At 69.2% G+C, this 25,297-nt stretch carries 21 protein-coding genes and 1 tRNA gene; 12 read left to right on the top strand and 10 right to left on the bottom strand.

All coding sequences use genetic code 11. The features are described 5' to 3' along the window. The first annotated feature begins 30 nt into the window (after positions 1-30). The 5 genes from ASE34_RS04185 to ASE34_RS04165 all read left to right on the top strand — a co-directional run bounded on the left by ASE34_RS04185 (position 31) and on the right by ASE34_RS04165 (position 5,943). Positions 31-423, top strand: coding sequence for an L-rhamnose mutarotase (locus ASE34_RS04185; RefSeq protein WP_056276827.1), 393 nt, complete (start codon positions 31-33; stop codon positions 421-423). Beyond that, positions 420-1,586, top strand: coding sequence for an L-rhamnose isomerase (rhaI, locus tag ASE34_RS04180; protein WP_053098756.1), 1,167 nt, complete (start codon positions 420-422; stop codon positions 1,584-1,586). Before ASE34_RS04185 ends, rhaI begins: the two co-directional genes overlap by 4 nt. A gap of 75 nt (positions 1,587-1,661) precedes the next feature. Continuing rightward, on the top strand, positions 1,662-2,516 hold the full coding sequence (locus tag ASE34_RS04175) for an alpha/beta hydrolase (protein WP_056276823.1): 855 nt from the start codon (positions 1,662-1,664) through the stop codon (positions 2,514-2,516). Then, positions 2,513-4,549 carry a bifunctional rhamnulose-1-phosphate aldolase/short-chain dehydrogenase gene (locus tag ASE34_RS04170; protein WP_056276821.1) on the top strand — a complete coding sequence of 679 codons (2,037 nt, stop codon included), beginning with the start codon at positions 2,513-2,515 and terminating at the stop codon, positions 4,547-4,549. The genes ASE34_RS04175 and ASE34_RS04170 overlap by 4 nt, the downstream gene beginning before the upstream one ends. After that, positions 4,546-5,943, top strand: coding sequence for a rhamnulokinase (locus tag ASE34_RS04165; protein ID WP_056276819.1), 1,398 nt, complete (start codon positions 4,546-4,548; stop codon positions 5,941-5,943). The genes ASE34_RS04170 and ASE34_RS04165 overlap by 4 nt, the downstream gene beginning before the upstream one ends. A gap of 175 nt (positions 5,944-6,118) precedes the next feature. On the opposite strand, the gene rhaS is transcribed toward ASE34_RS04165, so the two are convergent. Genes rhaS through ASE34_RS04145 form a run of 4 tightly spaced genes read right to left on the bottom strand, consistent with a single transcriptional unit; the run spans position 6,119 to position 10,824 of the window. Next, on the bottom strand, positions 6,119-7,162 hold the full coding sequence (gene rhaS / locus ASE34_RS04160) for a rhamnose ABC transporter substrate-binding protein (protein ID WP_056276817.1): 1,044 nt from the start codon (positions 7,160-7,162) through the stop codon (positions 6,119-6,121). Between the two features lie 55 nt (positions 7,163-7,217). After that, positions 7,218-8,270, bottom strand: a complete 1,053-nt coding sequence (locus ASE34_RS04155; protein WP_053098751.1) for an ABC transporter permease — start codon at positions 8,268-8,270, stop codon at positions 7,218-7,220. Further along, positions 8,267-9,298: an ABC transporter permease gene (locus ASE34_RS04150; protein ID WP_053098750.1), complete on the bottom strand. Its 1,032-nt coding sequence runs from the start codon at positions 9,296-9,298 to the stop codon at positions 8,267-8,269. Before ASE34_RS04150 ends, ASE34_RS04155 begins: the two co-directional genes overlap by 4 nt. After that, complete coding sequence (locus ASE34_RS04145) at positions 9,295-10,824, bottom strand: sugar ABC transporter ATP-binding protein (protein ID WP_053098749.1); 1,530 nt, start codon at positions 10,822-10,824, stop codon at positions 9,295-9,297. Before ASE34_RS04145 ends, ASE34_RS04150 begins: the two co-directional genes overlap by 4 nt. A 150-nt stretch (positions 10,825-10,974) precedes the next feature. Between ASE34_RS04145 and ASE34_RS04140 the strand changes: the two genes are divergently transcribed. Beyond that, positions 10,975-11,982: a LacI family DNA-binding transcriptional regulator gene (locus ASE34_RS04140; RefSeq protein ID WP_056276815.1), complete on the top strand. Its 1,008-nt coding sequence runs from the start codon at positions 10,975-10,977 to the stop codon at positions 11,980-11,982. A 91-nt stretch (positions 11,983-12,073) separates the two neighbouring features. Here ASE34_RS04140 and ASE34_RS04135 read toward each other — a convergent pair whose 3' ends face one another. After that, the gene (locus ASE34_RS04135) at positions 12,074-13,117 is read right to left on the bottom strand and encodes a M24 family metallopeptidase (protein ID WP_235567430.1); all 1,044 of its coding nucleotides are present in this window, start codon (positions 13,115-13,117) and stop codon (positions 12,074-12,076) included. 74 nt (positions 13,118-13,191) lie between these two features. On the opposite strand from ASE34_RS04135, the gene ASE34_RS04130 reads away from it, so the two are divergent. The 4 genes from ASE34_RS04130 (at position 13,192) to ASE34_RS04115 (ending at position 17,603) form a co-directional block, all read left to right on the top strand. Next, positions 13,192-14,196, top strand: a complete 1,005-nt coding sequence (locus tag ASE34_RS04130; protein ID WP_200955153.1) for a LacI family DNA-binding transcriptional regulator — start codon at positions 13,192-13,194, stop codon at positions 14,194-14,196. An 85-nt stretch (positions 14,197-14,281) separates the two neighbouring features. Beyond that, complete coding sequence (locus tag ASE34_RS04125; RefSeq protein WP_056276812.1) at positions 14,282-15,610, top strand: Gfo/Idh/MocA family protein; 1,329 nt, start codon at positions 14,282-14,284, stop codon at positions 15,608-15,610. Then, on the top strand, positions 15,607-16,503 hold the full coding sequence (locus tag ASE34_RS04120; protein ID WP_056276808.1) for an NAD-dependent epimerase/dehydratase family protein: 897 nt from the start codon (positions 15,607-15,609) through the stop codon (positions 16,501-16,503). The genes ASE34_RS04125 and ASE34_RS04120 overlap by 4 nt, the downstream gene beginning before the upstream one ends. Continuing rightward, the gene (locus ASE34_RS04115) at positions 16,500-17,603 is read left to right on the top strand and encodes a mandelate racemase/muconate lactonizing enzyme family protein (protein ID WP_056276804.1); all 1,104 of its coding nucleotides are present in this window, start codon (positions 16,500-16,502) and stop codon (positions 17,601-17,603) included. Before ASE34_RS04120 ends, ASE34_RS04115 begins: the two co-directional genes overlap by 4 nt. Positions 17,604-17,626: 23 nt before the next feature. Here the strand turns inward: ASE34_RS04115 and ASE34_RS04110 are convergent, their stop codons facing one another. Further along, complete coding sequence (locus ASE34_RS04110) at positions 17,627-19,915, bottom strand: glycoside hydrolase family 3 C-terminal domain-containing protein (RefSeq protein ID WP_056276801.1); 2,289 nt, start codon at positions 19,913-19,915, stop codon at positions 17,627-17,629. Positions 19,916-20,008: 93 nt separating this feature from the next. Here ASE34_RS04110 and ASE34_RS04105 point away from each other — a divergent pair, with 93 nt between their 5' ends. Beyond that, positions 20,009-20,605 carry a TetR/AcrR family transcriptional regulator gene (locus ASE34_RS04105; RefSeq protein WP_056276797.1) on the top strand — a complete coding sequence of 199 codons (597 nt, stop codon included), beginning with the start codon at positions 20,009-20,011 and terminating at the stop codon, positions 20,603-20,605. Positions 20,606-20,674: 69 nt separating this feature from the next. On the opposite strand, the gene ASE34_RS04100 is transcribed toward ASE34_RS04105, so the two are convergent. The 4 genes from ASE34_RS04100 to serS form a co-directional block, all read right to left on the bottom strand. Then, entirely contained in the window at positions 20,675-21,928 is a 1,254-nt protein-coding gene (locus ASE34_RS04100; protein WP_053098742.1) for an LCP family protein, read from the bottom strand. A 50-nt stretch (positions 21,929-21,978) separates the two neighbouring features. Then, positions 21,979-22,063: transfer RNA gene (locus ASE34_RS04095), tRNA-Ser, on the bottom strand. A 42-nt stretch (positions 22,064-22,105) separates the two neighbouring features. After that, a complete protein-coding gene (locus ASE34_RS04090; RefSeq protein ID WP_056276796.1) occupies positions 22,106-22,927 on the bottom strand; it encodes an HAD family hydrolase in 822 nt (273 codons plus the stop codon). Then, on the bottom strand, positions 22,924-24,207 hold the full coding sequence (serS, locus tag ASE34_RS04085; protein ID WP_053098740.1) for a serine--tRNA ligase: 1,284 nt from the start codon (positions 24,205-24,207) through the stop codon (positions 22,924-22,926). Before serS ends, ASE34_RS04090 begins: the two co-directional genes overlap by 4 nt. A 74-nt stretch (positions 24,208-24,281) precedes the next feature. Between serS and ASE34_RS04080 the strand changes: the two genes are divergently transcribed. After that, entirely contained in the window at positions 24,282-25,280 is a 999-nt protein-coding gene (locus ASE34_RS04080; protein ID WP_056276792.1) for a diacylglycerol/lipid kinase family protein, read from the top strand. The last annotated feature ends 17 nt before the right edge of the window (positions 25,281-25,297 follow it).

The raw sequence follows: 25,297 nt of genomic DNA, 5'->3' as shown, positions 1-25,297 counted from the left end.
CAAAATCCGCTCGATGAAGAGAGAACCATCATGACCCGCGTCGCGTTCCAGTTGCAGGTGCGTCCTGAACTGCTCGACGAATACCTCGCCCGTCACTCGCCGGTCCGGCCCGAGATGCTGGCCGAGATCGCGGCCGCCGGCCGCCGCAACTACTCGCTGTTCCTCGCCGAGGGCGGCACGCTCGTCGGCTACTACGAGACCGACGACGATGCCGCCGCCCAGGCGTATCTCGCCGCCTCCCCCGTCGCCGCGCGCTGGGAGTCCGAGATGAGCCGATTCTTCATCGGTCTCGACGGACGCCCCGACCAGGCCGCCACCGCACTCGCCGAGGTGTTCCACCTCGAAGACCAGCTCGCCGACGCCGGTGACTCCCCCGCATCAGACATCGCCAACCGCACCGACACCGAAGGCAGCGCCTCATGAGCATCCTCTCGTCCGACAACCTCGCCGCCCTCGAACAGCAGGGCATCGAACTCCCCAGCTGGGCGTTCGGCAACTCCGGCACGCGCTTCAAGGTGTTCGGCACGCCCGGCACGCCCCGCGACCCGTGGGAGAAGATCGCGGATGCCGCGCAGGTGAACAAGTACACGGCGCTCGCACCCTCGGTCGCCCTGCACATCCCGTGGGACCTGGTCGACTCGTTCTCCGACCTGCGCAAGCACGCCGAGGACCTCGGCGTGACCCTGGGCACCATCAACTCCAACACGTTCCAGGACGACGACTACAAGTTCGGCGCGCTGACCCACGAAGACCCGTCGATCCGCCAGAAGGCGATCGACCACCACCTCGCCTGCATCGACGTGATGGATGCCACGGGCAGCCGCGACCTGAAGATCTGGCTCGCCGAGGGCTCGAACTACCCGGGGCAGGCCGACCTGCGCGGCCGTCAGGACCGCCTGCAGGAGTCGCTGCAGCAGATCTACGCACGCCTCGGCGACGACCAGCGCCTCGTGCTCGAGTACAAGTTCTTCGAGCCGGCGTTCTACCACACCGATGTTCCCGACTGGGGCACGTCCTACGCCCAGGTCTCGTCCCTCGGCGACAAGGCCATGGTGTGCCTCGACACGGGCCACCACGCCCCCGGCACCAACATCGAGTTCATCGTCATGCAGCTGCTGCGCCTCGGCAAGCTCGGGTCGTTCGACTTCAACTCGCGCTTCTACGCCGACGACGATCTCATCGTGGGCGCGGCCGATCCCTTCCAACTGTTCCGCATCCTGTTCGAGGTCGTACGCGGCGGCGGCCTGAACAACCCCGATGTGGCGTTCATGCTCGACCAGTGCCACAACGTCGAGGACAAGATCCCCGGTCAGATCCGCTCGGTGCTCAACGTGCAGGAGATGACGGCGCGTGCGCTGATCGTCGACCGCGACGCCCTGACCGCGGCGCAGAAGTCCGGCGACGTGCTCGCCGCCAACGCCGTCTTCATGGACGCGTTCTACACCGACGTGCGCCCCGCGCTCGCCGAATGGCGAGAGTCGCGCGGCCTCGCAGCCGACCCGATGGCGGCCTACGCCGAGTCGGGCTACCAGCAGAAGATCGCCGCCGACCGCGTCGGTGGCGTGCAGGCCGGCTGGGGCGCCTGAGCCCGCACCCCGCCCCGTCGGGATGCGGGAGCCGATCCCCGTATCCCGACGCCCCCCGACAGAACGGATGACACCGTGAACGAGCAGGTGCTCGACGGACCGCACGGACCGCTGCGCGTGCGGGTGTACACCCCGACCTCTCCCGTCGGCCCCGGACTCGTCTGGGTGCACGGCGGAGGGTTCGCCGCCGGTGAGATCGACATGCCGGAGGCCGACTGGGTCGCGCAGAGCTTCGCCGAGCGTGGCATCGCCGTGGTGTCGGTCGACTACGCGCTGGCTCCCTTCCCTCGCACCTGGGCTGCGGCAGCCGGGGCACCCGAGCGAGAGGGCGTGCACTACCCGGTCGCCTCCGAGGAGGTCGAGGCCGCATTCCGTTGGGCGGTCGACTCCGGCCTCACCGAGGGGCCGTGGTCGATCGGCGGAGCGAGCGCCGGCGGCAACCTCGCGGCCGGCGCGGCACTGCGCCTCAGTCACGGTCCCGGGCCCTTCCCTGCGCTCGCGGTGCTCGCCTATCCGACGCTCCACGCCGTGCAGGCAGCCCCGGATGCTGCGCTGCGCGCCGCCCTCGACGCGGACCCCGATGCCGACGTGTTCGGCCCCGACCCGGTGCGCGGCATGTACGAGAACTACCTCGGCGGGCCGGTCGACGGTGGCGACGTCTACGCCGTGCCCGGCACCGCGTCCCCCGCCCAGCTCTCGCATTTCCCCGCCACGATCATGATCAACGGCGAGGTCGACGAGCTCCGTGTCTCCGGCGAGGCGTTCGGCGCCCTGCTGCGCGACGCGGGCGTCGAAATCGACATCTCGACCGAGGCGGGCACCCGCCACGGCCACCTCAATCAGCCCGAACTCGCGGCAGCGACAGCATCGATCGACCGCTTCGCCGCCCGCATCCTCGCCACGTCTCCACAGAACAGGGAACAGCCATGACCAACCCCACCGCCGCCGCCCTCATCGAGCGGTCGAACCGCCTGGGCGCCGACCCGAAGAACACCAACTACGCCGGTGGCAACACGTCGGCGAAGGGCACGGAGACCGACCCCGTCACGGGTCAGCCCGTCGAGCTGATGTGGGTCAAGGGTTCGGGTGGAGACCTCGGCACGCTCACAGAGCAGGGTCTCGCCGTGCTGCGCCTCGACCGCATGCGCGCACTCGTCGACGTCTACCCGGGCCTCGACCGTGAGGACGAGATGGTCGCCGCGTTCGACTACTGCCTGCACGGCAAGGGCGGTGCAGCTCCGTCGATCGACACCGCGATGCACGGGCTCGTCGACGCCGCGCACGTCGACCACCTGCACCCCGACTCGGGCATCGCGATCGCCACCGCGGCCGACGGCGAAGAGCTGACGGCGAAGATCTTCGGCGACAAGGTCGTGTGGGTTCCGTGGCGTCGCCCCGGATTCCAGCTCGGACTCGACATCGCCACCATCAAGGCGAAGAACCCGCAGGCCATCGGCACGATCCTCGGCGGCCACGGCATCACCGCCTGGGGCGACACGTCGGAGGAGGCCGAAGCCAACTCCCTCTGGATCATCGACACCGCGGCCGCCTACATCGAGGCCAACGGCAAGGCCGATCCGTTCGGCGGCGTCCGTGCCGGCTTCGAGGCACTCCCCGAGGCCGAGCGGCGTGAGCGCGCAGCGACCCTCGCCGGCACCATTCGCGGGATCGCGTCGACCGACAAGCCGATGGTCGGCCACTTCACCGACTCCGACGTCGTCCTCGACTTCCTCGCCTCCGAGCGCGCCCCTGAACTCGCGGCTCTCGGCACGAGCTGCCCCGACCACTTCCTGCGCACCAAGGTCAAGCCGCTGATCCTCGACCTGCCGGTCACGGCATCCGCCGATGAGCAGATCGCCCGTCTGCACGAACTGCACACCGAGTACCGCGCCGACTACCAGGCCTACTACGACGCGCACGCGACCGCCGAGTCGCCCGCGATCCGCGGCGCCGACCCGCTCATCGTGCTCGTGCCCGGCATCGGAATGTTCTCCTACGGCGCCAACAAGCAGACCGCCCGCGTCGCCGGTGAGTTCTACGTCAACGCGATCAACGTCATGCGCGGCGCCGAGGCACTGTCGACCTACTCGCCCATCTCTGACGCCGAGAAGTTCGACATCGAGTACTGGGCGCTCGAAGAGGCCAAGCTGCAGCGCATGCCGAAGCCGAAGTCGCACCAGGGACGCATCGCCTTCGTCACCGGAGCCGCCAGCGGCATCGGCAAGGCCATCGCCACCCGCCTCGCCGCAGAGGGCGCCTGCGTCGTCATCGCCGACCTCGACCTCGAGAAGGCACAGGCGGCCGCCGCCGAGCTGGGCAGCACCGACGTCGCGATCGGCGTCGCGGCGAACGTCGCCGATGCGGATGCCATCCAGGCGGCGCTGAACGACGCCGTGCTCGCGTTCGGCGGCGTCGACCTCGTCGTCAACAACGCCGGTCTCTCGCTGTCGAAGCCGCTGCTCGAGACCACCGAGAAGGACTGGGATCTGCAGCACGACGTCATGGCCAAGGGCTCGTTCCTCGTGTCGAAGGCCGCGGCCCGCGTGCTGATCGACCAGAAGCTCGGCGGCGACATCATCTACATCTCGTCGAAGAACTCCGTCTTCGCCGGCCCCAACAACATCGCCTACTCGGCGACCAAGGCCGACCAGGCCCACCAGGTGCGGCTGCTGGCCGTCGAGCTCGGCGAGTTCGGCATCCGCGTCAACGGCATCAACCCCGACGGTGTCGTGCGCGGCTCGGGCATCTTCGCCTCCGGCTGGGGCGCGAACCGTGCCGCGACCTACGGTGTCGCCGAAGAGGACCTCGGCCAGTTCTACGCCAACCGCACGATCCTCAAGCGCGAGGTCGTTCCCGAGAACGTGGCGGATGCCGTCTACGTGCTGACGGGTCCCGAGCTGAGCCGCACGACCGGTCTCCACATCCCGGTCGACTCCGGCGTCGCTGCGGCGTTCCTGCGATGACGGTGCGGTCCGTCGCCGCCGTCGACCTCGGAGCGACCAGCGGTCGCGTCATGATCGGCCGGATCGGCGACGGCCGGCTCGACCTCGAACTCGTCTCGCGGTTCCCGAACGGGCCCGTCGAGCGCGAAGACGGTCTGCACTGGGACTTCGGCGCTCTCTACGAGCACGTCGTCGCAGGGCTCGCCGAGGCGGTACGGCGCGAACCGGCGATCGAGAGCGTCGGCATCGACTCGTGGGCCGTCGACTACGGCCTGCTGCGAGACGGCGAACTCCTCGCCGAGCCGTTCCACTACCGCGACGAGCGCACGGCGCGCGGGGTCGAGGAGGTGCACACGGTCGCGCCCTTCGCCGAGCTCTACGGCCGCAACGGACTGCAGTTCCTGCCGTTCAACACGCTGTACCAGTACCGCGTCGATGCCCGCCTCGCCGACGCCGACACCGCGTTGCTCATTCCCGACCTCATCGCGTTCCTGCTCACCCGAACAGCGGTGGCCGAGCGGACGAACGCCTCGACCACCGGGCTCCTCGGCGTCGAGTCGGGCGAGTGGGACGCCGAGCTCGCCGAGCGCATCGGCATCCCGACGCACATCCTGCCGACGCTCGTCGATCCGGGCGAGACGATCGGCACACTCCGCGCGGACCTGGTCGAGCGCATCGGCAAGAAGCTGCCGGTGATCGCGGTCGGGTCGCACGACACAGCATCCGCCGTCGTCGCCGCTCCCCTGTCGACCCCGCACTCCGCCTACATCTCGTGCGGCACCTGGGGGCTGGTCGGCGTCGAGCTGACCGAGCCGGTGCTGACGGATGCCGCGCGCGAGGCGAACTTCACGCACGAGCTCGGCGTGGACCGTCGCTACCGCTTCCTGCACAACGTGACGGGGCTCTGGCTGCTGAGCGAGACCGTGCGCGCGTGGGAGGCGGAGGACGGCTCGCGGATCGACCTGCCCGAGCTGCTGGCTGCGGCCGCCGCCGTGACGGACGACGTGCCCCTCTTCGACGCGAACGACGCGTCGCTCAGCGCACCGGGAGACATGCCCGCGCGCATCGCGACACTGCTCGGGCCCGAGGCTCCGACGACGCGACCCGCCTTCGCCCGATCGATCGTCGAGTCGATCGCGACCGCCTTCGCGGATGCCGTGCAGACGGCAGCCGATCTGTCAGGGCGCGAACTCGACAGCATCCACCTCGTAGGAGGCGGCTCGCTGAACCGTCTGCTGTGCCAGGCCACCGCGGATCGCACCGGCCGTCCCGTGCTCGCCGGCCCCGTCGAGGCGACAGCCCTCGGCAACGTGCTCGTGCAGGCACGGGCTCTCGGCGCCGCCCCGGCATCCCTCGAGGAGCTGCGCGCCCTCGTCGCCGCGACGCACGAACCGGAGCGCTTCGACCCGCGCTGACTCCCTCACGCCCGTCGCAGCCCCTCATCCGACCGCCCGAGCCCCCGATGGATGCCGGTGCAGGATCCATCGGGGGTGCGGATGCCAGCCCTGTCAGGCGCCGGAGACGGCACACCGCGGCGCACACGGAAAGGGGCGCCGAGGCCGAAGCCCCGACGCCCCTCACGAACTCGACTCAGAAGTCGAACTCGCCGATGTTGTCTGCGTTGAACTCGAACGGGTCGCCGAGAAGAACGACGCCGTCGGCGCCGACCGTGTACTCGCCGAGGTCTCCGGCCTCGAAGGTGTCGCCCTCTTCGCCGGTGATCTCACCCTCGATCAGCGCCTTGGAGGCGAACGCGGCCAGGTAGCCGAGGTCGGCAGGGTTCCACAGCGCGAACGCGGTGACGGTGCCGTCTTCGACGTACTCGCGCATCTGGTTCGGCGTGCCGAGACCGGTGATGGCGACCTTGCCCTTGTAGTCCGAGGTGGACACGTACCGCGCCGCAGCCGCGATGCCGACCGTGGTGGGCGAGATGATGCCCTTCAGGTTCGGGTGGCTCTGCAGCAGCGCAGCGGTCTTGTCGAACGACGTCTGGTCGTCGTCGTCACCGTAGACGGTCTCGACGATCGTGATGTCGGGGTACTCGCTGGCGACGTACTCCTTCATCAGGTCGATCCAGGCGTTCTGGTTGGTCGCGTTGGCGGATGCCGACAGGATCGCGACCTCGCCGGCTCCGCCGATCTGGTCGGCGATCAGGTCGACCTGCACCTTGGCGATGCCCTCGGAGTCGGCCTGGTTGATGAACAGGTCGCGGCACTCGGGGTTCGTGTCGGAGTCGAAGGTGACGACCTTGACGCCGGCGTCACGGGCCTCGTTCAGCGCGTCGCAGATCGCCTTCGGGTCGTTCGCCGAGACGACGAGCGCGCCCACGGCCTGCTGCGTCGCGGTGTTGATGTAGCTGACCTGGGCGTCGGGGGTGGCTTCGGCCGGGCCGACCTCGGCGAACGTGCCGCCGAACTCGTCGACGGCGGTCTTGCCGCCCTCGCTCGAGGTGTCGAAGTACGGGTTGCCGAGGTTCTTGGGCAGGAACGTGATCGCGAGGTTGTCGGATCCGCCTTCACCCTCTGAACCCGAGCCTCCGGATCCGCCGCTGGTGTCGGCGCAGCCGCTCAGCACGAGCGCTGCGGCCACGGCGACCGCCGCGAACCCCGCGATCTTCTTACGTGCAAACGTCATTGTTCTTCCTTTCGTGATGATCACCGCTGGCGGGTGCCGGCGATGAGAGGCTGCCTCATGGTGCGGGAGAGGCTGCTACGCGCAGTGGCGGACCGGCCTTCGCGCGGACGCGCTGCGCCCAGGCGAGGACGCTCGCTGCGACGACCGAGAAGATCAGCAGCCCGCCGGTGATGATGTTGATGACGTCGGATGTGACTCCGGCGAGGCGCAGGCTGCTGCCCAGCACCCCGATCAGGAGAACGGCGGCGACGACGCCGTGGAGGTGTCCCCGTCCGCCGAACACCGACACTCCGCCGAGCACCACGGCCGCGATCACCTGCAGCTCGAGCCCGGTGGCGTTGTCGCCTCGGGCGCTGCCGAACCGCAGCGTGTAGAAGATGCCTGCGAAGGCGGCGACCACGCCCGAGAGCACGAACAGGATGAACTTCGTCCGTTCGACGTCGACGCCCGAGAACCGCGCGGCGTCCTTCGACAGACCGATCGCGAAGACACCACGGCCGAAGGGCGTGAAGTGCAGCAGCACCGCGAACAGCACCAGCAGGATCAGGAACGGGATGACGATGTACGGGATGGTCGTCCCGGCGATCTTCGCCTTCGCGAGCGCCGTCCATGTCTCGGGGAAGTCCGTGACGGCCGTGGTGCCGAGCAGGCCGACCGCAAGCCCGCGGAAGAGTGCGAGCGTGCCGATCGTGACGGCGAGCGACGGCAGCCCGACGATCGTGACGAGGAACCCGTTGAAGGCTCCGCCGACGACGCCGACGAGGAGGGCCGCAAGGGCGGCGACCTCGAAGGGAGCACCCGACTCGGTGAGGACTCCGGTGACGACGCTGGCGAGCCCCACCATGGATCCCACCGACAGGTCGATCTCGCCCGTGATCATGACGAGCGTCATGGGCAGCGCGATGAGCAGGATCGGTGCGACGTCGAGGAGGAGGTAGTTCGCGGTGATCGGCTGGGCGAAGCCGCGGATCGTGACGGCCGCCACGATCGTCACCAGCACGAGGAGCGCGATGATCGCGAACTCGCGGTTGATGAAGATGCGCCGCCACAGCGGACGGTCGTAGTCGCGGATGACGCGGGTCGACGTCGTCGTCGTTGTCGTGGTCATGATTCGTCCCTCGCCTCGATGAGCTGGCGTCTCTGTCTGACCGCGAGCACCCGGTCGAGCACGATGGCCCCGATGATGAGCACACCGACCACGGCACGCTGCCAGAAGTCCGGGATGCCGAGAATGGGCAGCGCGCGGTTGATGGTCATCAGGAGCATCGCGCCGATGGCCGCGCCCCAGACCGTGCCGACACCGCCGGTGATCGCGATGCCACCGATGACGGCTGCGCCGACGGCATCCAGCTCCCAGCCGCTTCCCGCCTGCGAGCTGATGGATCCGTATCGCGCGGCGTAGAAGACGCCGGCGAGACCTGCGAGTGCACCCGAGAGGACGAACGCGGAGAGCACCCGACGGGTGACCTTGAGGCCGTAGAGCTCGGCCGCCGAGGGGTCGGAGCCGATCGCGTAGTACTCGCGTCCGCCCCGGATGTTGCGCAGATACCAGGCCGCGAGCGCGAGCACGATCACCGCGATGATCGTCAGCACAGGGATGAACAGGATCTGCTGCGTGCCGAGTGCGAGGAAGTCCTTGGGCATGTCGGAGGCGTTGATGCGATCGCTGCCGGTCCACAGCACGTTGATGCCGCGGTAGGCATAGAGCGTGCCGAGCGTGATCACCATGGCCGGCACCTTCGCGAAGGCGACCAATGCGCCGTTGACCAGGCCGAGGAAGGCACCGAGCAGGACGGCCGCGATCACGACGACCACGATCGGGATGCCGGGGACGTCGACGAAGAGGCGTCCGGTCAGGTAGGCCGTGAGGCCCATCACCGAGCCCACCGACAGATCGACGTTGCGCGTGATGATGACGATCGCCTGGCCCACGGCGACGAGCATGAGGATCGACGGCGTGAGCAGCAGATCGCGCCAGCCGTCTGAGCTGAAGAGGAACGCCGGGTTCTTGACGGTCGCGGCGATCACGACGAGCACGAGCGCGGCGAGGATGCCGAACTCGCGTGCACGGCCGATGCCGCCGGGCTTCTTCGCGATCGCCGGAGCGGCGGCCGCGGGTGCGGTGGTGGTGCTCATGAGTGCAGCTCCGATGAGTGGGTGGCGGCGAACATGACGTTCTCGCTGGTGGCGTCGTCGCGGGAGATCTCGGCGGTGATGCGTCCTTCGCGCATCACGAGCACGCGATCCGCCATGCCGAGCACCTCGGGCAGCTCGGACGAGATCATCAGGATGCCCATGCCCTCGCCGGCGAGCTGCGACAGCAGTCGGTGCACCTCGGACTTGGTGCCGACGTCGATGCCGCGGGTCGGTTCGTCGATGATGAGGACGCGCGGGTCGGTGGCCAGCCACTTGGCCAGCACGACCTTCTGCTGATTGCCGCCCGAGAGCGTGGACGCCACGGTGTCGAGCGCGTGCGTCTTCACCTCGAGACGCGATGCCCACTCCTTCGCCGCACGGTTCTCGATGCCGCTCGTGATGAGTCCCCACTTCGAGAGGCGCCGGCGGATGGCGAGCGTGATGTTGCCTCCGACGCTCGCGTCGATCACGAGGCCCTGCTTGCGGCGGTCCTCGGGAACGAGCGCGAGTCCGCTGCGCATCGCGGCGGTCGGGTTGCGGCGGGCGACGCCCGCGCCGAGCATCCGCACCTCTCCCTCGTCGTAGGGATCGACGCCGAAGATCGCGCGGGCGACCTCCGAGCGACCGGCGCCGACGAGACCTGCCAGTGCGACGATCTCGCCCGCGCGCACCGTGAACGAGATGTCATGGAAGACGCCGGGACGGGTGAGCGCTGTGACCTCGAGCAGCGGCTCGCCGATGGCGGCCTCCTGCTTGGGGAACAGCTCGGTGACGTCGCGGCCGACCATCTGGCGCACCAGTTCGTCGACCGTGGTCTCGGCGATGGGAGTGGTGTCGATGTATGCCCCGTCACGCATGACGGTGACGGTGTCGCACAGGTCGAACACCTCGTCGAAGCGATGCGAGATGAAGAGGATCGCGCGTCCCTCGTCGCGGAGGCTCCGCGCGACCGCGAAGAGTCGGTCGACCTCGACGCCGCTGAGTGCGGCCGTCGGCTCGTCCATGATCAGCACGCTCGCGTCGAGGGAGATGGCCTTGGCGATCTCGATGATCTGCTGGTCGGCGATCGACAGACCCTCGGTGATGCGGTCGGGGTCGAGCGTCACGCCCAGGCGGCGGAAGATCCGGTCGACTTCGGTGCGCATGGCCTTGCGGTCGATGCGGCCGAGGAAGCCGGTGGGCTGACGTCCCATGAAGATGTTCTCGGTGACCGAGAGATCGGGGAACAGCGTCGGCTCCTGGTAGATGACCGCGATGCCCGCGGCCTTCGACTGGGCGGTGCTGGTGAAATCGACATCGTCGCCGTGCAGACGGAAGTCGCCTGAGTCGCGGCGGTACAGACCGGCCATGATCTTCACGAGCGTGGACTTGCCCGCGCCGTTCTCGCCGATGAGGGCGTGGATCGAGCCGGGGCGGAGCGTCAGGCTGCCGGAGCGGAGTGCGACGACGGGGCCGAAGGACTTCACCACCCGATGCAGCTCGAGCGCGGTGGGGGGAGCGCTGCGGGCGGAGGCTGCGTCTACCACTGGCTTTCCTCTCCGTTGAGGGGGATGATGATCGGAATGAACTTTACCTGAATCGATTCAAGCTCGTTTCAGGCTAGTGTATGTGATGCCGGTCTCAGGTCAACCCCCGATGCCGAAGCGTGATCCGCCCGACGACGAGAGGACTGCCGAATGCCGGTCAGCATCCGCGATGTCGCCGTTCGCGCTGGCGTCTCCGTCGGCACCGTCTCGAACGTCCTGAACCGACCGGACGAGGTCTCCAGCGAGTCGGTCGAGCGAGTGACGCAGGCGATCGAAGAGCTCGGCTACGTGCGAAACGATGCCGCCCGCAAGCTCAGAGCCGGCGTGAGCACGACCGTCGGGTTCGTCGTGCTCGACGGCCAGAACCCCTTCTACAACGATGTCGTGCGCGGTGCCGAAGATGAGGCGTCCAGCCACGGCATCGCGATCCTCTACGGCAACACCGACGACGACCCCTCTCGCGAGAAGGTCTATCTCGACCTCTTCCGCGAGCAGCAGGTGCGTGGTCTTCTCATCGCCCCCTACGGCGACGTCATGACGCAGCTGCGAAAGTTCCGGGCGAGCGGCATCGCCACGGTCCTCGTCGACCGGTTCAGCGCCGACAGCGGGTTCTCGTCGGTGTCGGTCGACAGCGTCGCGGGCGGGCGGCTCGCGGTCGAGCATCTGATCGAGGGAGGTCGACGGCGCATCGCCTTCGTCGGCGGCCCCTTCGACATGCGTCAGGTCACCGACCGTCTCGCGGGCGCTCGCGCGGCGGCCGAGAACGCGGCGGTGCACGTCGAGCTCGAGGTCGTGCCGACGGCGGCGATGACGGTCGACGAGGGCGTCGCCGCCGGAGCGCGCCTGCTCACCCGCCCTCGGCGCGAGTGGCCCGACGCGCTCTTCGCCGCCAACGATCTGCTCGCCCTCGGCCTGCTGCAGTCGCTCGTGTCGGGCGGACGCCTGCTCGTCCCCGACGAGATCGCGCTGATCGGCTTCGACGACAATCCGTTCGCGGCCGCCGCCGCGGTGCCGTTGTCATCCATCCGTCAGCCCAGCCGCATGATCGGTCGCACGGCGCTGCGGATCGTGCTCGAAGAGGCGGCCGACCCCGAGAGCATCCCCCGCCAGACCGTGTTCCCGCCCGAGCTGATCGTGCGCAGCTCGACCGGCGGCTGACCCGGGGCGGCCTTCCCCGGACATCGGCGGCTCACGTGCATCCGCAACCTGAGCCGGCATTCGGCGCCGAGCCCCGCCATCGACCCCCCGATCAGGCCCCGTACGCCCTCGAGACCGGCCGATGCAGCCCCTCGTACTCGACCGACGGCCAGCGCTCATCGACCGTGAGCACCTCCCAGTCGTCATCTGTGCGCAGCAGGGTGTCTTCGACTTTGCGGCCCGGTGCGGTCGGGTTCCAGGCGAACGCCTGATCCTCGACGATCAGATCCGCAGTGGATGCCGTGGCGCGGGGATCGCGACCGGCATACCCGGTCGGTCCGCCCTGGTGGTGGCGCTGCCATTCGTCAGCGTCGAACCCGAAGCGGGCGTACGCCGCGATGCCCGCCGTGAACGCGTCGTTCAGACGGGCTCCCGGCACAGACGCATCGAGGAGAGCCCGCTCCACGCCCCAGATCGGCTCCTCGTCGACGGATGCGCCGACCCAGCGTGTCGCGTTGGCGATGAGCCCGTTCCGACGCCCGCACACGACGATCATCGCCCGCCCTCCGAGCAGCCCGGCGGTCGGAAGCGGATGCCGGAACGCAGTCCGTTCGGAACCGGCGACCAGCACGACGAGCGGATCGATTCCTCGGGCGATCAGCTCGGCGGAGACGATCGCGGCGACCATCCGCTCGCTCTGCTCCGGACCGACGCGGGCGAGCGCATCCGTCAGCGCCTCGGCCGTCTCCCGTCCGAGAAGTCGATATCTGGCACGCTCGGCCGGCAGCAGGCGCGCGCGAGCCGCGCGCAGTTCAGCCGCCACGTGCGATTCGGCGACGCCGGCCTCCTCAGCCGCGGCGGCAGCGGGTGGGATCCACCACGGCACGCGCACCACGCGCGCGACATCCTCCGGCAGCAGCTCCTCGGCGATCAGCCGATCGGCCTCGTTCTCGGCGATGAAGAGCACATCGCCCTGCGCCTCCGCCCGCACCGCGAGCACCGGAGGACCCGCGAGCGACACATGCGTGCGCACGCCCTCGAGGTACCACGACAGCGATTCGTGAGAGACGAGCACCACGGGCGCCCCGTCGACCTCTCGGCGCACGCGCGCCAGCCGATCCTGCTTCTCGGCGCGGTCCTCGGATGCTCCAGCCATGAGACCCTCCCTGAAGAACGTTTTCTCGTAGTATGACGACAGCCGCGACCTCTCGCGGACACGAAGGGATGCCGATGGCACGCGAATCGACACGCCCCGGCATCACCGACGTCGCGAAACTCGCCGGCGTCTCACTGTCGACGGTGTCGCGCGCGATGAACGGCAACCCGACGGTCGATCCGGCGCTCGCCGAGCGCGTGCAGGCAGCCGCTGCGCAGCTCGGCTACACGGCGAACCCCGTCGCACGGAGCCTGGTGCTCGGCCGCACCCAGACCATCGCCGTCGTGATCCCCGACCTCGAGAACCCGACGTTCCAGGCGATCCTGCGTGGCCTCAGCCGCGCGGCCGCGGCCGACGGATATCACGTGCTGGTCGCCGACTCGCGTGAGGACCTGGATGAAGAGCAGGCGCTCGCCCGATCGACCAGGCTGCGCACCGACGGCGTGATCCTCTGCGCCCCTCGAATGCCCGAGGAGGACCTCGGCCGACTGCTGCCGATGCTCTCCCCCGCCGTCGTGATCAACCGCGGCCCGCAGACGAGCACTCCCGTGGTCGGCGCCGACTACGGATCCGGCATGCGCGAGATCGTCGGCCACCTCACCTCGCTCGGCCACCGCCGGCTCGTCTATCTCGCCGGTGCCACCCGCAGCGTGACGCACAGGGCGCGGCAGGATGCGATCGCGGCGGAGCTCTCCCGGACCGACGGGCTCGAAGTCGAGGAGATCACCGCAGGCGTCGACTTCGACAGCGGCACCGCGGTCGCCGACCAGGTTCTCGCGAGCGGAGCCACCGCAGTGATCGCCTACAACGACCTCGTCGCCATGGGGCTGCTCTCGGCCCTGACCGTGCGCGGTGTCGACGTGCCGGAGCAGCTGTCGATCACGGGTTTCGACGACATCCCCTTCGCCGCCTACACCTCACCCCCGCTCACGACCGTGGCCGTTCCCGCGGTCGAGATCGGCGCAGCCGCATGGGCTGCGATGCACGACCAGCTCACCGGCGGCGATCCCACGGCAGCGCTCACCTTCACGCCGACCCTGATCGTGCGCGGCAGCACCGCCACCGTGCACACGCCCTGAACCGCCGGCGGTCCCGGGGCCTGACACCTCTCCTGTGCTATCGTCGAGAAAACGTTTCCTGACCGGAGATCGAAGAGAGATCACGATGACGAAGACCCGCTACGCCCTCGCCGGTGCCGGAGCCCGCGCGCAGATGTACGTCGAGGGGATCATCGGCACGCACCGTGACCGCGCCGAGCTCGTGGCGATCATCGAGCCGAACCCGGTGCGGGCCGGGCACTACGCCGACCGCATCGCGGAGGTCGGCGCGCCGGCGCCCCGCCTCGCCACCCCCGACGAGCTCGAGCAGGTGATCAGCGACGAGCGGGTCGACCGGGTCATCATCTGCTCCCGCGACGACCTCCACGCCGAGCTGATCGTCCGGTCGCTCGAAGCGGGCGCCGACGTCGTCGTCGAGAAGCCGCTCACGATCGACGCGGCGAGCGCCGCCCGCATCGAAGACGCCGTCGAGCGCACCGGTCGCCAGGTCGTGCTGACGTTCAACTATCGGTACTCGCCCCGCAACAGCGCACTGCGCCAGGTGATCCAGGACGGCACGATCGGCGACGTCACGTCCGTGGACTTCTCGTGGATGCTCGACACGAACCACGGCGCCGACTACTTCCGCCGCTGGCACCGCGAGAAGAAGAACTCGGGCGGTCTGCTCGTGCACAAGTCGAGCCACCACTTCGACCTCGTCAACTGGTGGATCCGTTCGCAGCCGACCCGCGTCTTCGCCTCCGGCGGCCTGCGTTTCTACGGAGCCGAGAACGCGGCCGGCCGTGGCCTCGGCGAGCGACCGGCGCGAGGCACCCACGACGACGGCGACCTGTTCGAACTCGACCTGCGCACCGATGAGCGTCTCACCGCGCTCTACCTCGACGCCGAGGAGCACGACGGGTACCGGCGCGATCTCGACGTGTTCAGCGAGGGCATCACGATCGAGGACAACCTCGCACTCGTCGTCGACTATGCGTCCGGCGCGACGATGTCGTACTCGTTGAACGCGCACTCCCCCTGGGAGGGCTACCGCGTCGCCGTCAACGGCACCCTCGGCCGGGTCGAGCTCGAGGTGGTCGAGCGCGGCGCCGTGCTCGCGGGCGAGGGACTGCACCCGCACATCGACCCCAGCCTCTCCGGCGGCCACGGCACGACCGCACTGCGCCCTGAGAGCGAGCGTCTGATCGTGCAGCGCCACTGGGAAGAGGCCTACGAGGTCCCGATCGACGGCGGCGACGGAGGCCACGGCGGTGGAGACGAGCTGCTGCTGTCCGATGTCTTCGAGGGCCCCGGGGACGACCCCCTCGCGCGTCCGGCCGACTGGACCGACGGCATCCGCTCGATCGCGGTGGGCATCGCGGGCAACCGCTCACTCGAGACGGGCCTTCCGGTGAAGGTCGACGAGCTCGGGATCGCTCTGCTGGCGCGGCCATGAGGATCATCGTCACCGGCGGTTCGGGCAGACTCGGACGCACCCTGGTGACGGGCCTCGCAGATGCCGGGCACGAGATCGTCTCGATCGACCGGGAGCCGAGCGCGGCCCTCGACCGGGACGGGATCACGCAGGCGTCCCTCGACCTGACGGACGCGGATGCCACGGCATCCGCTCTCGCCGCGACGTCGGCGGATGCACTGATCCATCTCGCGGCGATCGCGGTGCCCTTCAGCGCACCCGAGGACGTGATCATCCGCACGAACGCGGCTCTCGCCCAGTCGGTGCTGGGCGGAGCCGTACGGGCCGGCATCCACCGCGTCGTCGCGGCGTCGAGTCCCACCGTGGTCGGCTATGGCGCACCTCGCGGCTGGACCCCTGAGCGCCTCCCCCTCGACGAGACGTCGCCGACCGAGCCCTGGAACGCCTATGCCCTGTCGAAGCTGCTCATCGAGCAGACCGTCGACATGCTGCGGCGTCAGGCCGGCGACGACGTGCGCTTCGCCTCCTTCCGCCCCTGCTACGTGATCGCCCCGGAGGAGTGGGCCGGCGCTCTCACCCAGCAGGGCCACACCGTTCTCGATCGTCTCGACGATCCGGCGCTCTCCGCGCCGGCGCTCTTCAACTATGTCGACGCCCGCGACGTCGCAGCCTTCACCGACACCCTCCTCGCCGCGCTCGACCACATCCCGAACGGCGAGAGATTCTTCGTGGGAGCCGACGATGCCCTCGCCCGCCGCCCGCTGAGCGAGCTGCTGCCCGAGTTCCACCCCGGCACCGAGCACGCGGCCGCGGCGCTGACCGGCACTTCCCCCGCCTTCTCGTCCGACAAGGCCGCCCGACTCCTCGGCTGGCGCCCGTCCCGCACCTGGCGTGCAGAGCTGGCACTGCTGTGACCACGATCCGGAGCCTGTCGACTCGTCTGCAGAGGGTGCCGCTGACTCGTCCGTGGGCTGCCGACGTCACCTCCGTCGGCGTGATCGCGACTCATGTCGTGCGCTCTGACGGTGGCGAGGGATGGGGCTTCTCGTGGAGTCCGCAGATCGGCGCGCCCGCCGTGCAGGCGCTGCTCGAGCATGACATCGCTCCCGCCGCGGTCGGCCGCTCCGCCATGCCCGGCGAGAGCTGGCAGGGGATGTGGGAGCACCTGCACGAAGCCGGAGGCGGGGGGATCACGACGATCGCACTCGCCGGTCTGGACCTGGCGCTGTGGGATGCAGAGGCGCGGTCGACCGGCGTCTCGGTGTCGGAGTCGATCGGCCGCCGCCGCGAACGGGTGCGCGCCTACGGCTCAGGCGTGAACCTGCACTACTCGCTCGACGAACTGCTCGCCCAGGTGCAGCGCTGGATCGATGCGGGGTTCGAGGCGGTCAAGATCAAGGTCGGAAAGCCCGACATCGCCGAGGACGCCGATCGCGTCGCCTCCGTCCGCGAGCTGCTCGGCCCTGATCGGGGGCTGATGATCGACGCGAACCAGCGGTGGGATCTGGCGCGGGCGACCGCATCCGTCGAGGTCCTGTCGCGCTTCGACCTCGCCTGGATCGAAGAGCCCCTGCGCGCCGATGACCTCGACGGACACAAGGAACTCGCACGGCGCATCGACGTGCCTATCGCGCTCGGCGAGAATCTGCACACCGCGCACCGTTTCGGCGACTTCCTGCGCGCGGGTGCGGCGCAGATCCTGCAGCCCAACATCGTGCGGGTCGGCGGGATCACGCCGTTCCTCCGCATCGCCGAGCTGGTCGCCGCGCACGGTGCGACCCTGCACCCGCACCTTCTGCCCGAGCTCTCGGGTCAGCTCGCGCTGACTCTGCCCGACACCGGCCACGAGGTCCTGGTCGAAGACGTCGAAGACGCCGGCTTCGGTGCACTGGGAGCTCTCGCCGAGCCCTCGCCGGTGACGATCGCCGACGGCCACCTCACCGAGAACGCGCACCACGGTCTCGGGCTCCGCTTCGCTCCCCTGCTCGACGACGGGGCCCGCCTCGGCGCCTGAGTTCTCGGCGCCGAGGCGTGCGGTCAGGCCTGCGGCAGCGCGCCGGCGTTCGCTCCGGCGAGCAGCTCCTCGACCTGCTCGTGCGTCACGTCCACCCCCGGGAATCCGATGAGGCGGCCGATCGGGAACGACGCCATCATCTTCTCCATGGCCTCGTCGTTGGGCATCATCGACGCCGCCGACGAATCGGCGCCGCTCAGTTCGCCCAGGAAGCCGCCGAGCGCGCCCATCATGATCGGCCCCGCGACGGGGTGCGCCATCACATCGCCGATCGAGGAGTTCATGGTGAGGGGCAGCGAGACCACATCACCCGCCACCTCGACGGTCGCGGTGGAGCGGATGTCGCGGCTCGATGCCGCGACATCGATGCGGTACTCGCCGGGCTCGACGATCCAGCGGTCGACGCGGACGTCCCAGTAGGCGAGGTCCTCGCGACGGATGACCAGCTCGACCGTCCGGGTCTCGCCCGCGTCGATCGCCACCGAGGCGAAGGCCTTGAGCTCGCGAGGCGCGCGCTGGACGACCGAGGACACCGGAGCGGCGTACACCTGCACGATCTCGCGGCCGTCGCGGGTTCCGGTGTTGGTCACGTCGACGCGCACGGCGATGTCACCGTTCTCGGCCGCTTCGACCGTTGCCTCGCCGTACGAGAAGGCCGTGTACGAGAGCCCGTGGCCGAACGGGAACCTGACATCGAGTCCCTTCGCGTCGTACCAGCGGTAGCCGACCAGCACTCCCTCGCCGTAGCGGACATGACCGAACTCGCCGGGGAAGCTGCCGAACGACGGGTTGTCCTCCACACGCACCGGCACCGTCTCGGTGAGCTTGCCCGACGGGTTCACGGCGCCGTAGAGCACGTCGGCGACCGCTCCGCCGCCCGCCTGTCCGAGCAGCCAGGTCTCGACGATCGCGGGCACCCGGTCGGCGAAGGGCAGCGCGACGACGCCGCCGTTCGAGAGCACGACGACCGTCGCGGGATTCGCCTCGATCACGGCGTCGAGCACCGCCAGCTGAGCCGCCGGAAGGTCGATGTGCTCGCGGTCGAAGCCCTCCGACTCCTCTGCGGCGGGGAGGCCGAGGAACACGACCGCGACATCCGCTGCGGACGCGGCGGCGACCGCCTCCGCGAGCAGGTCGTCAGCCGAGCGACCGGATGCGGCGGTGTCGCCGCCTTCCACGGCGAAGCCCGGCGCATATGCGACGTCGTCCCCACCGATCGCGCGCAGCTCGTCCAGCGCCTTGTCGACCCTGGTCGGGTTGATGAGCGACGATCCTGCTCCCTGGAATCGCGGCTCGGTGGCGAAGGCGCCGATGACCGCGATGCGCTGCTCGGGGGCGAGCGGCAGCAGGTCTCCGTCGTTCTTGAGCAGCACGATCGTGCGGCCGGCCGCCTCCCTGGCGAGCGCATGGTGCGCGTCGACGTCGAGCGGGCCGGAGACGGCCGGACGCCGCTGCGCCTTGCGGACCAGATCGATCGCGCGGTCGGCCGCTGTGTCCAGCACGCTCTCGGCGAGCTCGCCGGCGCGCACGGCAGCGACGAGCTGCGCATCCGTCCGACCTCCCGACGACGGCATCTCGAGATCGAGGCCGGCGGCGACGCCCGCCACACGGTCGTTCACGGCGCCCCAGTCCGACACGACGAGACCGTCGAAGCCCCAGTCGTCGCGGAGCACTTGGGTGAGCAGCCAGGGGTCCTCCGATGCGTAGACGCCGTTGATGCGGTTGTACGAGCACATGACCGTCCATGGCTGAGCGTCCTTGACCACGCGCTCGAAGCCACGCAGATAGATCTCGTGCAGCGGTCGCGGGTCGACGTCGGAGCTCGCCCGCATCCGGTCGAACTCCTGGTTGTTCGCGGCGAAGTGCTTCAGCGACGTGCCGACGCCCTGCGACTGCACACCGCGCACCGAGGCGGCACCCAGGGTTCCCGAGACGATCGGGTCTTCGGAGAAGTACTCGAAGTTGCGGCCGCACAGCGGCGACCGCTTGATGTTGATGCCGGGGCCCAGCACGATCGCGACGTCTTCGATGGCCGCCTCGACTCCGATGGCGGCGCCGACCCGCTCGATGAGCTCGGGGTCGAACGACGATCCGATGCCGACGGCCGGTGGGAAGCACGTCGCCGGCACGCTGCTCGAGAGGCCGAGGTGGTCGGTTCCCCCCGACTGCTTGCGCAGGCCGTGCGGCCCGTCGGTCATCATGATCGACGGCAGACCGACGCGATCGATGGCCTTCGTGGTCCAGAAGTCCGCGCCGCTCGTGAGCGACGCCTTCTCCTCGAGGGTGAGATCGGATGCCGAGGTGTCGGTCATGGTCTTCCTTTCGCGCGCGACAACGGTGTCTTGTGAAAACTATATGCCAGTAAGTATTGGATCTCAAACGTTGTTCAGGATTACTCTCGAGGAATGGCACGACGAGGTTCATACGCGAAGGGCGTCGCCAGGCGCGAGGAGATCCTCGAGAGCGCTCTCGATGTGATCGGCCGCAAGGGGTATCAGAACGCCTCACTCAAGCAGATAGCCGAACTCGTCGGCGTCACCCCGGCCGCCCTGCTGCACTACTTCGGCAGCAAGGAGGAGTTGTTCACCGAGGTGCTGCGCACGCGCGACGAACACGACGGGATGGCGCCGCAGACCTCGAACCCCGCAGACGCGAAGTCCGCGTTCGTCGACGTCATCCGCCACAACACCGAGGTCCCGGGCGTCGTGGAGCTGTTCTCCCGACTCTCCGTCGATGCCGTCGACCCCGCGCATCCCGCGCATCAGTACTTCCTCGAGCGCAGCGAGCGACTCCGTGAGAGCATCACCGACGCCTTCGCCCACGATGCCGGCCGTCGAGCCACTCTCGATCCGGACACCATGGCGCGCGTGATCCAGGCGGTCGCCGACGGACTCCAACTGCAGTGGATGATCGATCGCTCGGTCGACATGCCCGGCATCATCAGCGCTCTGATGGATGTGCTCTACCCGCCGACCGATCAGCCCGACGCGCAAGAGGGCTGAATGCGGAGAACCGCCCCTCGCGCTGTAGGCGAGGGGCGGTTCTTCGTGACGGAGAGTGCAGTCGGCGCGTCAGCGCACGTTCCCGTTCGAGCAGGTCTGCTGTGCGGCCGAGTTGCCCTTGATCGTGTCGGGCAGCGCCACCACGTTCTCGGGTGCGGCCGAGGGGTCCGGCGTCGCCGCCTCCGCTCCCGGCTCCGCCGGTGCCTGCGTTCCCGGGTCCGTGACGACGACGCCGTCGTTCTCGGTGTTCTGATGCGTGACCTGCAGTTGAGCGTTCTGGTTGATCGCGTCCCACATGGCCTCTGCTGACGTCTTGTCCGGCACGACGCGGTTGGGGTCGTCCGGGTCCGTGAAGGTCGGGTACTGCAGGAAGACGATGTCCTCGAAGGGCACGGACTTCACCGCGAGCGCGATCTGCACGATCTTCATCGGGTCGGCCAGCGACGTGCTCGCCTCGACGTTGTCGAGACCGGTCGTCGCGAGCTTCAGCATCATCGGCACGTTGCCGAGCGTCTCGCCGCTGATGAGCGTGCGCGCGAGGCTCGACATGTACTGCTGCTGGTTGCCGATGCGGCCGAGGTCGCTTCCGTCGCCGACTCCATGTCGGGTCCGCAGGAACTGCAGCGCGGTGATGCCCTCGATCACATGGTTTCCGGCTGCGAGGTCGAGGCCCGTGTACCGGTCCTTGATCGGGGAGGCGAGGCACACCTCGACGCCGCCGATCGCGTTGGTGATCTCGATCACGCCGCCGAAGGTGACCGAGGCCGCGAACTGGATGTCCTGACCGGACAGGTCGGAGACCGTCTTCGCGACGCAGTTGAGTCCTCCGTCGGTGTAGGCGACGTTGATCTGCTGCTTGTTCATCGCGGAGTGCACCTCGCCCTCCGCGTCCTCGCACTCGGGGATCGGGACCATCATGTCGCGCGGAAGGCTGACGACAGTGATCCGGCGCGGCTCCTCCGACACATGCATGAGGAGGTTCACGTCGTTGAGGGTGCCTTCGGAGTCCGCGCCCGTGCAGCGGTCGCCGAAGTACTGCGCGTACGCCTCTTCGCACGTGTCGACACCGGTGAGCAGCAGATTGAATCCGCCCTTGTACTCACTGATGTCGGGCGGCAGCTCCTCGGTGCTGTCGAGTTCGACAGCGTTGGCCGAGACGGTGCTCGAGAGGTCGTAGACGATGTAGGAGACGACGCCGAAGCCGCTCACCAGGACGACGGCGAGACCGATCGCGATGAACTTGAGCAGTTGGCTGAGGGGGCCCGGCGTGTGGAGCTGACCGTGGCGCGCGATGGTGCGGCGGCGTCGCGTGGTGGGACTCACTCGGGGCCTTTCGGTTCAGCGTACGGCGCGGAGGCACCGTCCCTGGAATGCGGAGGGTGTGGGATTCGAACCCACGAGACATCTCTGCCCACTGGTTTTCAAGACCAGCTCCATCGGCCACTCGGACAACCCTCCCGACAGACGAATCTGCCGACAAGCCGTGAGTCTAGCCGAGTTCTATTCTCCCGCGCTGACCTGGGCGGCCGCTGGAAGCGTGTTCAGCGCCATCGCGAGACCGCCGTCCTCGACATCGCCGGTCACCTCGCCCGCGGCATCCTTCACCTCTGTCGGCGCCTGCCCCATGGCGACCGCCCGGCCGTCGAGACCCAGCGCCCAGCCGAACATGCCGATGTCGTTGCGCCCGTCGCCGGCCACGAAGACGTGCCCGCGCTCGAAGCCGAGCTCGGTGCGCACGCGCTCCAGCGCCGTGCCCTTGTCCACTCCCTGCGGTGCGATGTCGAGCCAGGCCGTCCAGCCGATCGCGTAGGAGACCTCATTCAGCCCGGCGTCCGCCACGAGGCGGTGGAAGTCCTCCTCGTCGTGCCCGGGAGAGACGACGACGACACGGGACACCGGTTCGGCGACGAGCTCTTCGAAGCCGACCTGCCGTCCGCCGTCGAGCGTCCAGTCGTCCAGGTGCTCGGTGTAGAGCCGCAGCCCTGACCCGAGCTCGACCATGAAGCGGGCTTCCGGGAGCCGCTCGCGCAGCAGAGCGAGCACGGGAGACGGATCGAACGTCTCGATGTGCCACCGCTCCCAGTCGTCTCCCACACGGCGCATGGTCACCGCACCGTTCGAGCACACCACGAAATCGGCGGTCAGCTCGAGCTGCTCGACATAGCGACGCGTCGCCATCCAGCTGCGTCCGGTGGCGATCGTGACCACATGGCCGGCGTCTCGCAGGCGCGCGACCGCCTCGGGAACACCGGGACTCATCGTCTCGTCCTGCAGGATGATCGTGCCGTCGACGTCGAGCCCGACGAGCCAGGGAGCTGTCACGCGGTCGGCTCCAGAACCTCGAGCCCGCCGAGGTACGGGCGCAGCACCTCCGGCACGCGGACCGATCCGTCGGCCTGCTGGTGCGTCTCGAGCAGCGCGACGATCCATCGGGTCGTCGCGAGGGTGCCGTTGAGGGTGGCGACCGGCTGCGTCTTCGCGGTCTGCCCCTCCTGAGCCTCGGGTCGGTGGCGGATGTCGAGACGGCGCGCCTGATACGTCGTGCAGTTCGAGGTGGATGTGAGCTCGCGGAACGCGCCCTGCGTCGGGACCCACGCCTCGATGTCGTACTTGCGTGCGGCGCTGGAGCCCAGGTCGCCGGCGGCCACGTCGATCACGCGGTAGGCGAGACCGAGCGAGGTCAGCATCTCCTCCTGCAGCGCGACGAGGCGCAGGTGCTCGGCCTCCGCGTCCTCCGGGTTCGTGTAGACGAACATCTCGAGCTTGTTGAACTGGTGCACCCGGATGATGCCGCGGGTGTCCTTGCCATGGGAGCCCGCCTCACGGCGGTAGCAGGTCGACCATCCGGCGTACCGCAGCGCGCCCTTGCCGAGGTCGAGGATCTCGTCCTTGTGGTATCCGGCGAGTGCGACCTCGCTGGTGCCGACGAGGTAGAGGTCGTCGTCCTTGTCCAGGTGATACACCTCGTCGGCGTGCTCGCCGAGGAATCCGGTGCCCTGCATGATCTCGGGCCGCACCAGGGTCGGCGTGATCAGCGGGATGAAGTCGTTCTGCAGCGCCTTGTCGAGGGCGAGGTTCATGAGCGCGATCTCGAGCCGCGCTCCGATCCCGCGCAGGAAGTAGAAGCGGGCGCCCGACACCTTCGCGCCGCGCTCCATGTCGATCGCGCCGAGGATCTCGCCGAGCTCGAGGTGGTCTCGCGGCTCGAAGTCGAATGCGGGGACCTCGCCCACGCGTCGCAACTCGACGAAGTCCGCCTCGCCGCCCGCGGGGACGCCGTCGACGACGACGTTCTCGATGCGTGCGAGAGCCACCGCCAGGGCGTCTGCCGCCTCGTTCGCGGCCTGCTGCGCCTGCTTGACGCGCTCGGCGAGGTCTTTGACCTGAGCGACGAGCGCCGCCTTCTCCTCCTTGGGAGCCTTCGCCACCAGCTTGCCGAAGGCGTTCTGCTCGGCGCGCAGCTCTTCGAACGCGGCGAGCGCCGCTCGGCGCGATCGGTCAGCCTCGAGCGCGGTGTCGACGGTGCCCTGGTCGTTGCCACGGGCGGCCTGAGAGCGGCGGACGATCTCCGGATTTTCGCGGAGGAGTGCGAGGTCGATCATCCATCAAGTCTATGGTGCGGCCCGGGCGCGTCCGCCGCGTCCGGGCGGGCCGACGCCCGGGCTAGAGTAGCGCCATGACCACGAGCGCCACCGGCCGACGCCAGGCAGCGCTCGTCTACAACCCGATCAAGGTCGACGGGAAGCAGCTGCGGGCGCGAGTCCGCGCTCTCTCGCACGAGGCCGGGTGGGAGCATCCGGCCTTCTATCCGACCACGATCGAAGATCCCGGTCAGGGTGCGACGGCCGAGGCCCTCGCACGCGGCGTGGATGTCCTGCTGGTGGCCGGCGGAGACGGCACGGTACGCGCTGTCTCCGAGGCCATCGCCAACACCGGGGTGCCGCTCGCGATCCTGCCGAGTGGCACGGGCAACCTGCTGGCGCGCAATCTCGGACTCCCGCTGGCCGACCCCGACGAGATGATCCGCGCGGCGCTGGGCGAATTCCGCCACGCGATCGACATCGGCTGGGCGCGTCTGACGAGAGAGAGCGGGCAAGACGAGGAGCACGCCTACGTCGTTCTCGCCGGCGTCGGGCTGGATGCGGACATGATCGCCAACACGCGCCCCGACCTCAAGAAGTCGGTCGGCTGGATCGCGTACGTCGACGGCGCGGCGAGGTCGCTCGTGAGCGCCGAGCCGTTCCGATCCGTGTTCCAGATCGACGACGGCCGCCTGCACTCGACGAAGGTGCACAGCATCCTGTTCGCCAATTGCGGCACCCTGCCTGCGGGAATCGCGCTGATCCCCGACGCCTCCATCACCGACGGCGTCCTCGACGTCGCCGTGATCCAGCCGACCGGCGTCTGGGGCTGGCTCGGCGTGTGGCGCAAGATCTGGTGGGACAACTCGGTGCTGCGACGCTCGCGCGCCGGCCGTCGCGTGCTCGAGCGACGGGGCCGGGACGCATCGGTGCACTACTTCCGCGGAGCCGTCGCCGAAGCCGCGGTGACCTCTCCCACCCCGATCGAGCTCGACGGCGACGAGTTCGGGACAGCGGTGCGCGTCACGTGCCGGGTCGATCCCGGGGCTCTTCTGCTGGCGCTCCCCGCCGATCACCCGGTCGCATCGCTCTGATCCACCGGGGCGCGCAC

This window comes from Microbacterium sp. Root280D1, assembly GCF_001428975.1.
In the GTDB taxonomy this organism is placed as follows: domain Bacteria; phylum Actinomycetota; class Actinomycetes; order Actinomycetales; family Microbacteriaceae; genus Microbacterium.
The sequence above is the reverse complement of the archived record's forward strand: the minus strand, read 5'-3'. Positions and strand labels throughout refer to the sequence as shown.

Bases quoted from the DNA above. Each gene is read 5' to 3' on its own strand.
- ASE34_RS04165 (WP_056276819.1), top strand. From the start codon at position 4,546: ATGACGGTGCGGTCCGTCGCCGCCGTCGACCTCGGAGCGACCAGCGGT.
- rhaI (WP_053098756.1), top strand. From the start codon at position 420: ATGAGCATCCTCTCGTCCGACAACCTCGCCGCCCTCGAACAGCAGGGC.
- ASE34_RS04185 (WP_056276827.1), top strand. From the start codon at position 31: ATGACCCGCGTCGCGTTCCAGTTGCAGGTGCGTCCTGAACTGCTCGAC.
- ASE34_RS04125 (WP_056276812.1), top strand. From the start codon at position 14,282: ATGACGAAGACCCGCTACGCCCTCGCCGGTGCCGGAGCCCGCGCGCAG.
- ASE34_RS04110 (WP_056276801.1), bottom strand. From the start codon at position 19,915: ATGACCGACACCTCGGCATCCGATCTCACCCTCGAGGAGAAGGCGTCG.
- ASE34_RS04080 (WP_056276792.1), top strand. From the start codon at position 24,282: ATGACCACGAGCGCCACCGGCCGACGCCAGGCAGCGCTCGTCTACAAC.
- ASE34_RS04150 (WP_053098750.1), bottom strand. From the start codon at position 9,298: ATGAGCACCACCACCGCACCCGCGGCCGCCGCTCCGGCGATCGCGAAG.
- ASE34_RS04155 (WP_053098751.1), bottom strand. From the start codon at position 8,270: ATGACCACGACAACGACGACGACGTCGACCCGCGTCATCCGCGACTAC.
- ASE34_RS04170 (WP_056276821.1), top strand. From the start codon at position 2,513: ATGACCAACCCCACCGCCGCCGCCCTCATCGAGCGGTCGAACCGCCTG.
- serS (WP_053098740.1), bottom strand. From the start codon at position 24,207: ATGATCGACCTCGCACTCCTCCGCGAAAATCCGGAGATCGTCCGCCGC.
- ASE34_RS04140 (WP_056276815.1), top strand. From the start codon at position 10,975: ATGCCGGTCAGCATCCGCGATGTCGCCGTTCGCGCTGGCGTCTCCGTC.
- rhaS (WP_056276817.1), bottom strand. From the start codon at position 7,162: ATGACGTTTGCACGTAAGAAGATCGCGGGGTTCGCGGCGGTCGCCGTG.
- ASE34_RS04105 (WP_056276797.1), top strand. From the start codon at position 20,009: ATGGCACGACGAGGTTCATACGCGAAGGGCGTCGCCAGGCGCGAGGAG.
- ASE34_RS04130 (WP_200955153.1), top strand. From the start codon at position 13,192: ATGGCACGCGAATCGACACGCCCCGGCATCACCGACGTCGCGAAACTC.
- ASE34_RS04120 (WP_056276808.1), top strand. From the start codon at position 15,607: ATGAGGATCATCGTCACCGGCGGTTCGGGCAGACTCGGACGCACCCTG.
- ASE34_RS04135 (WP_235567430.1), bottom strand. From the start codon at position 13,117: ATGGCTGGAGCATCCGAGGACCGCGCCGAGAAGCAGGATCGGCTGGCG.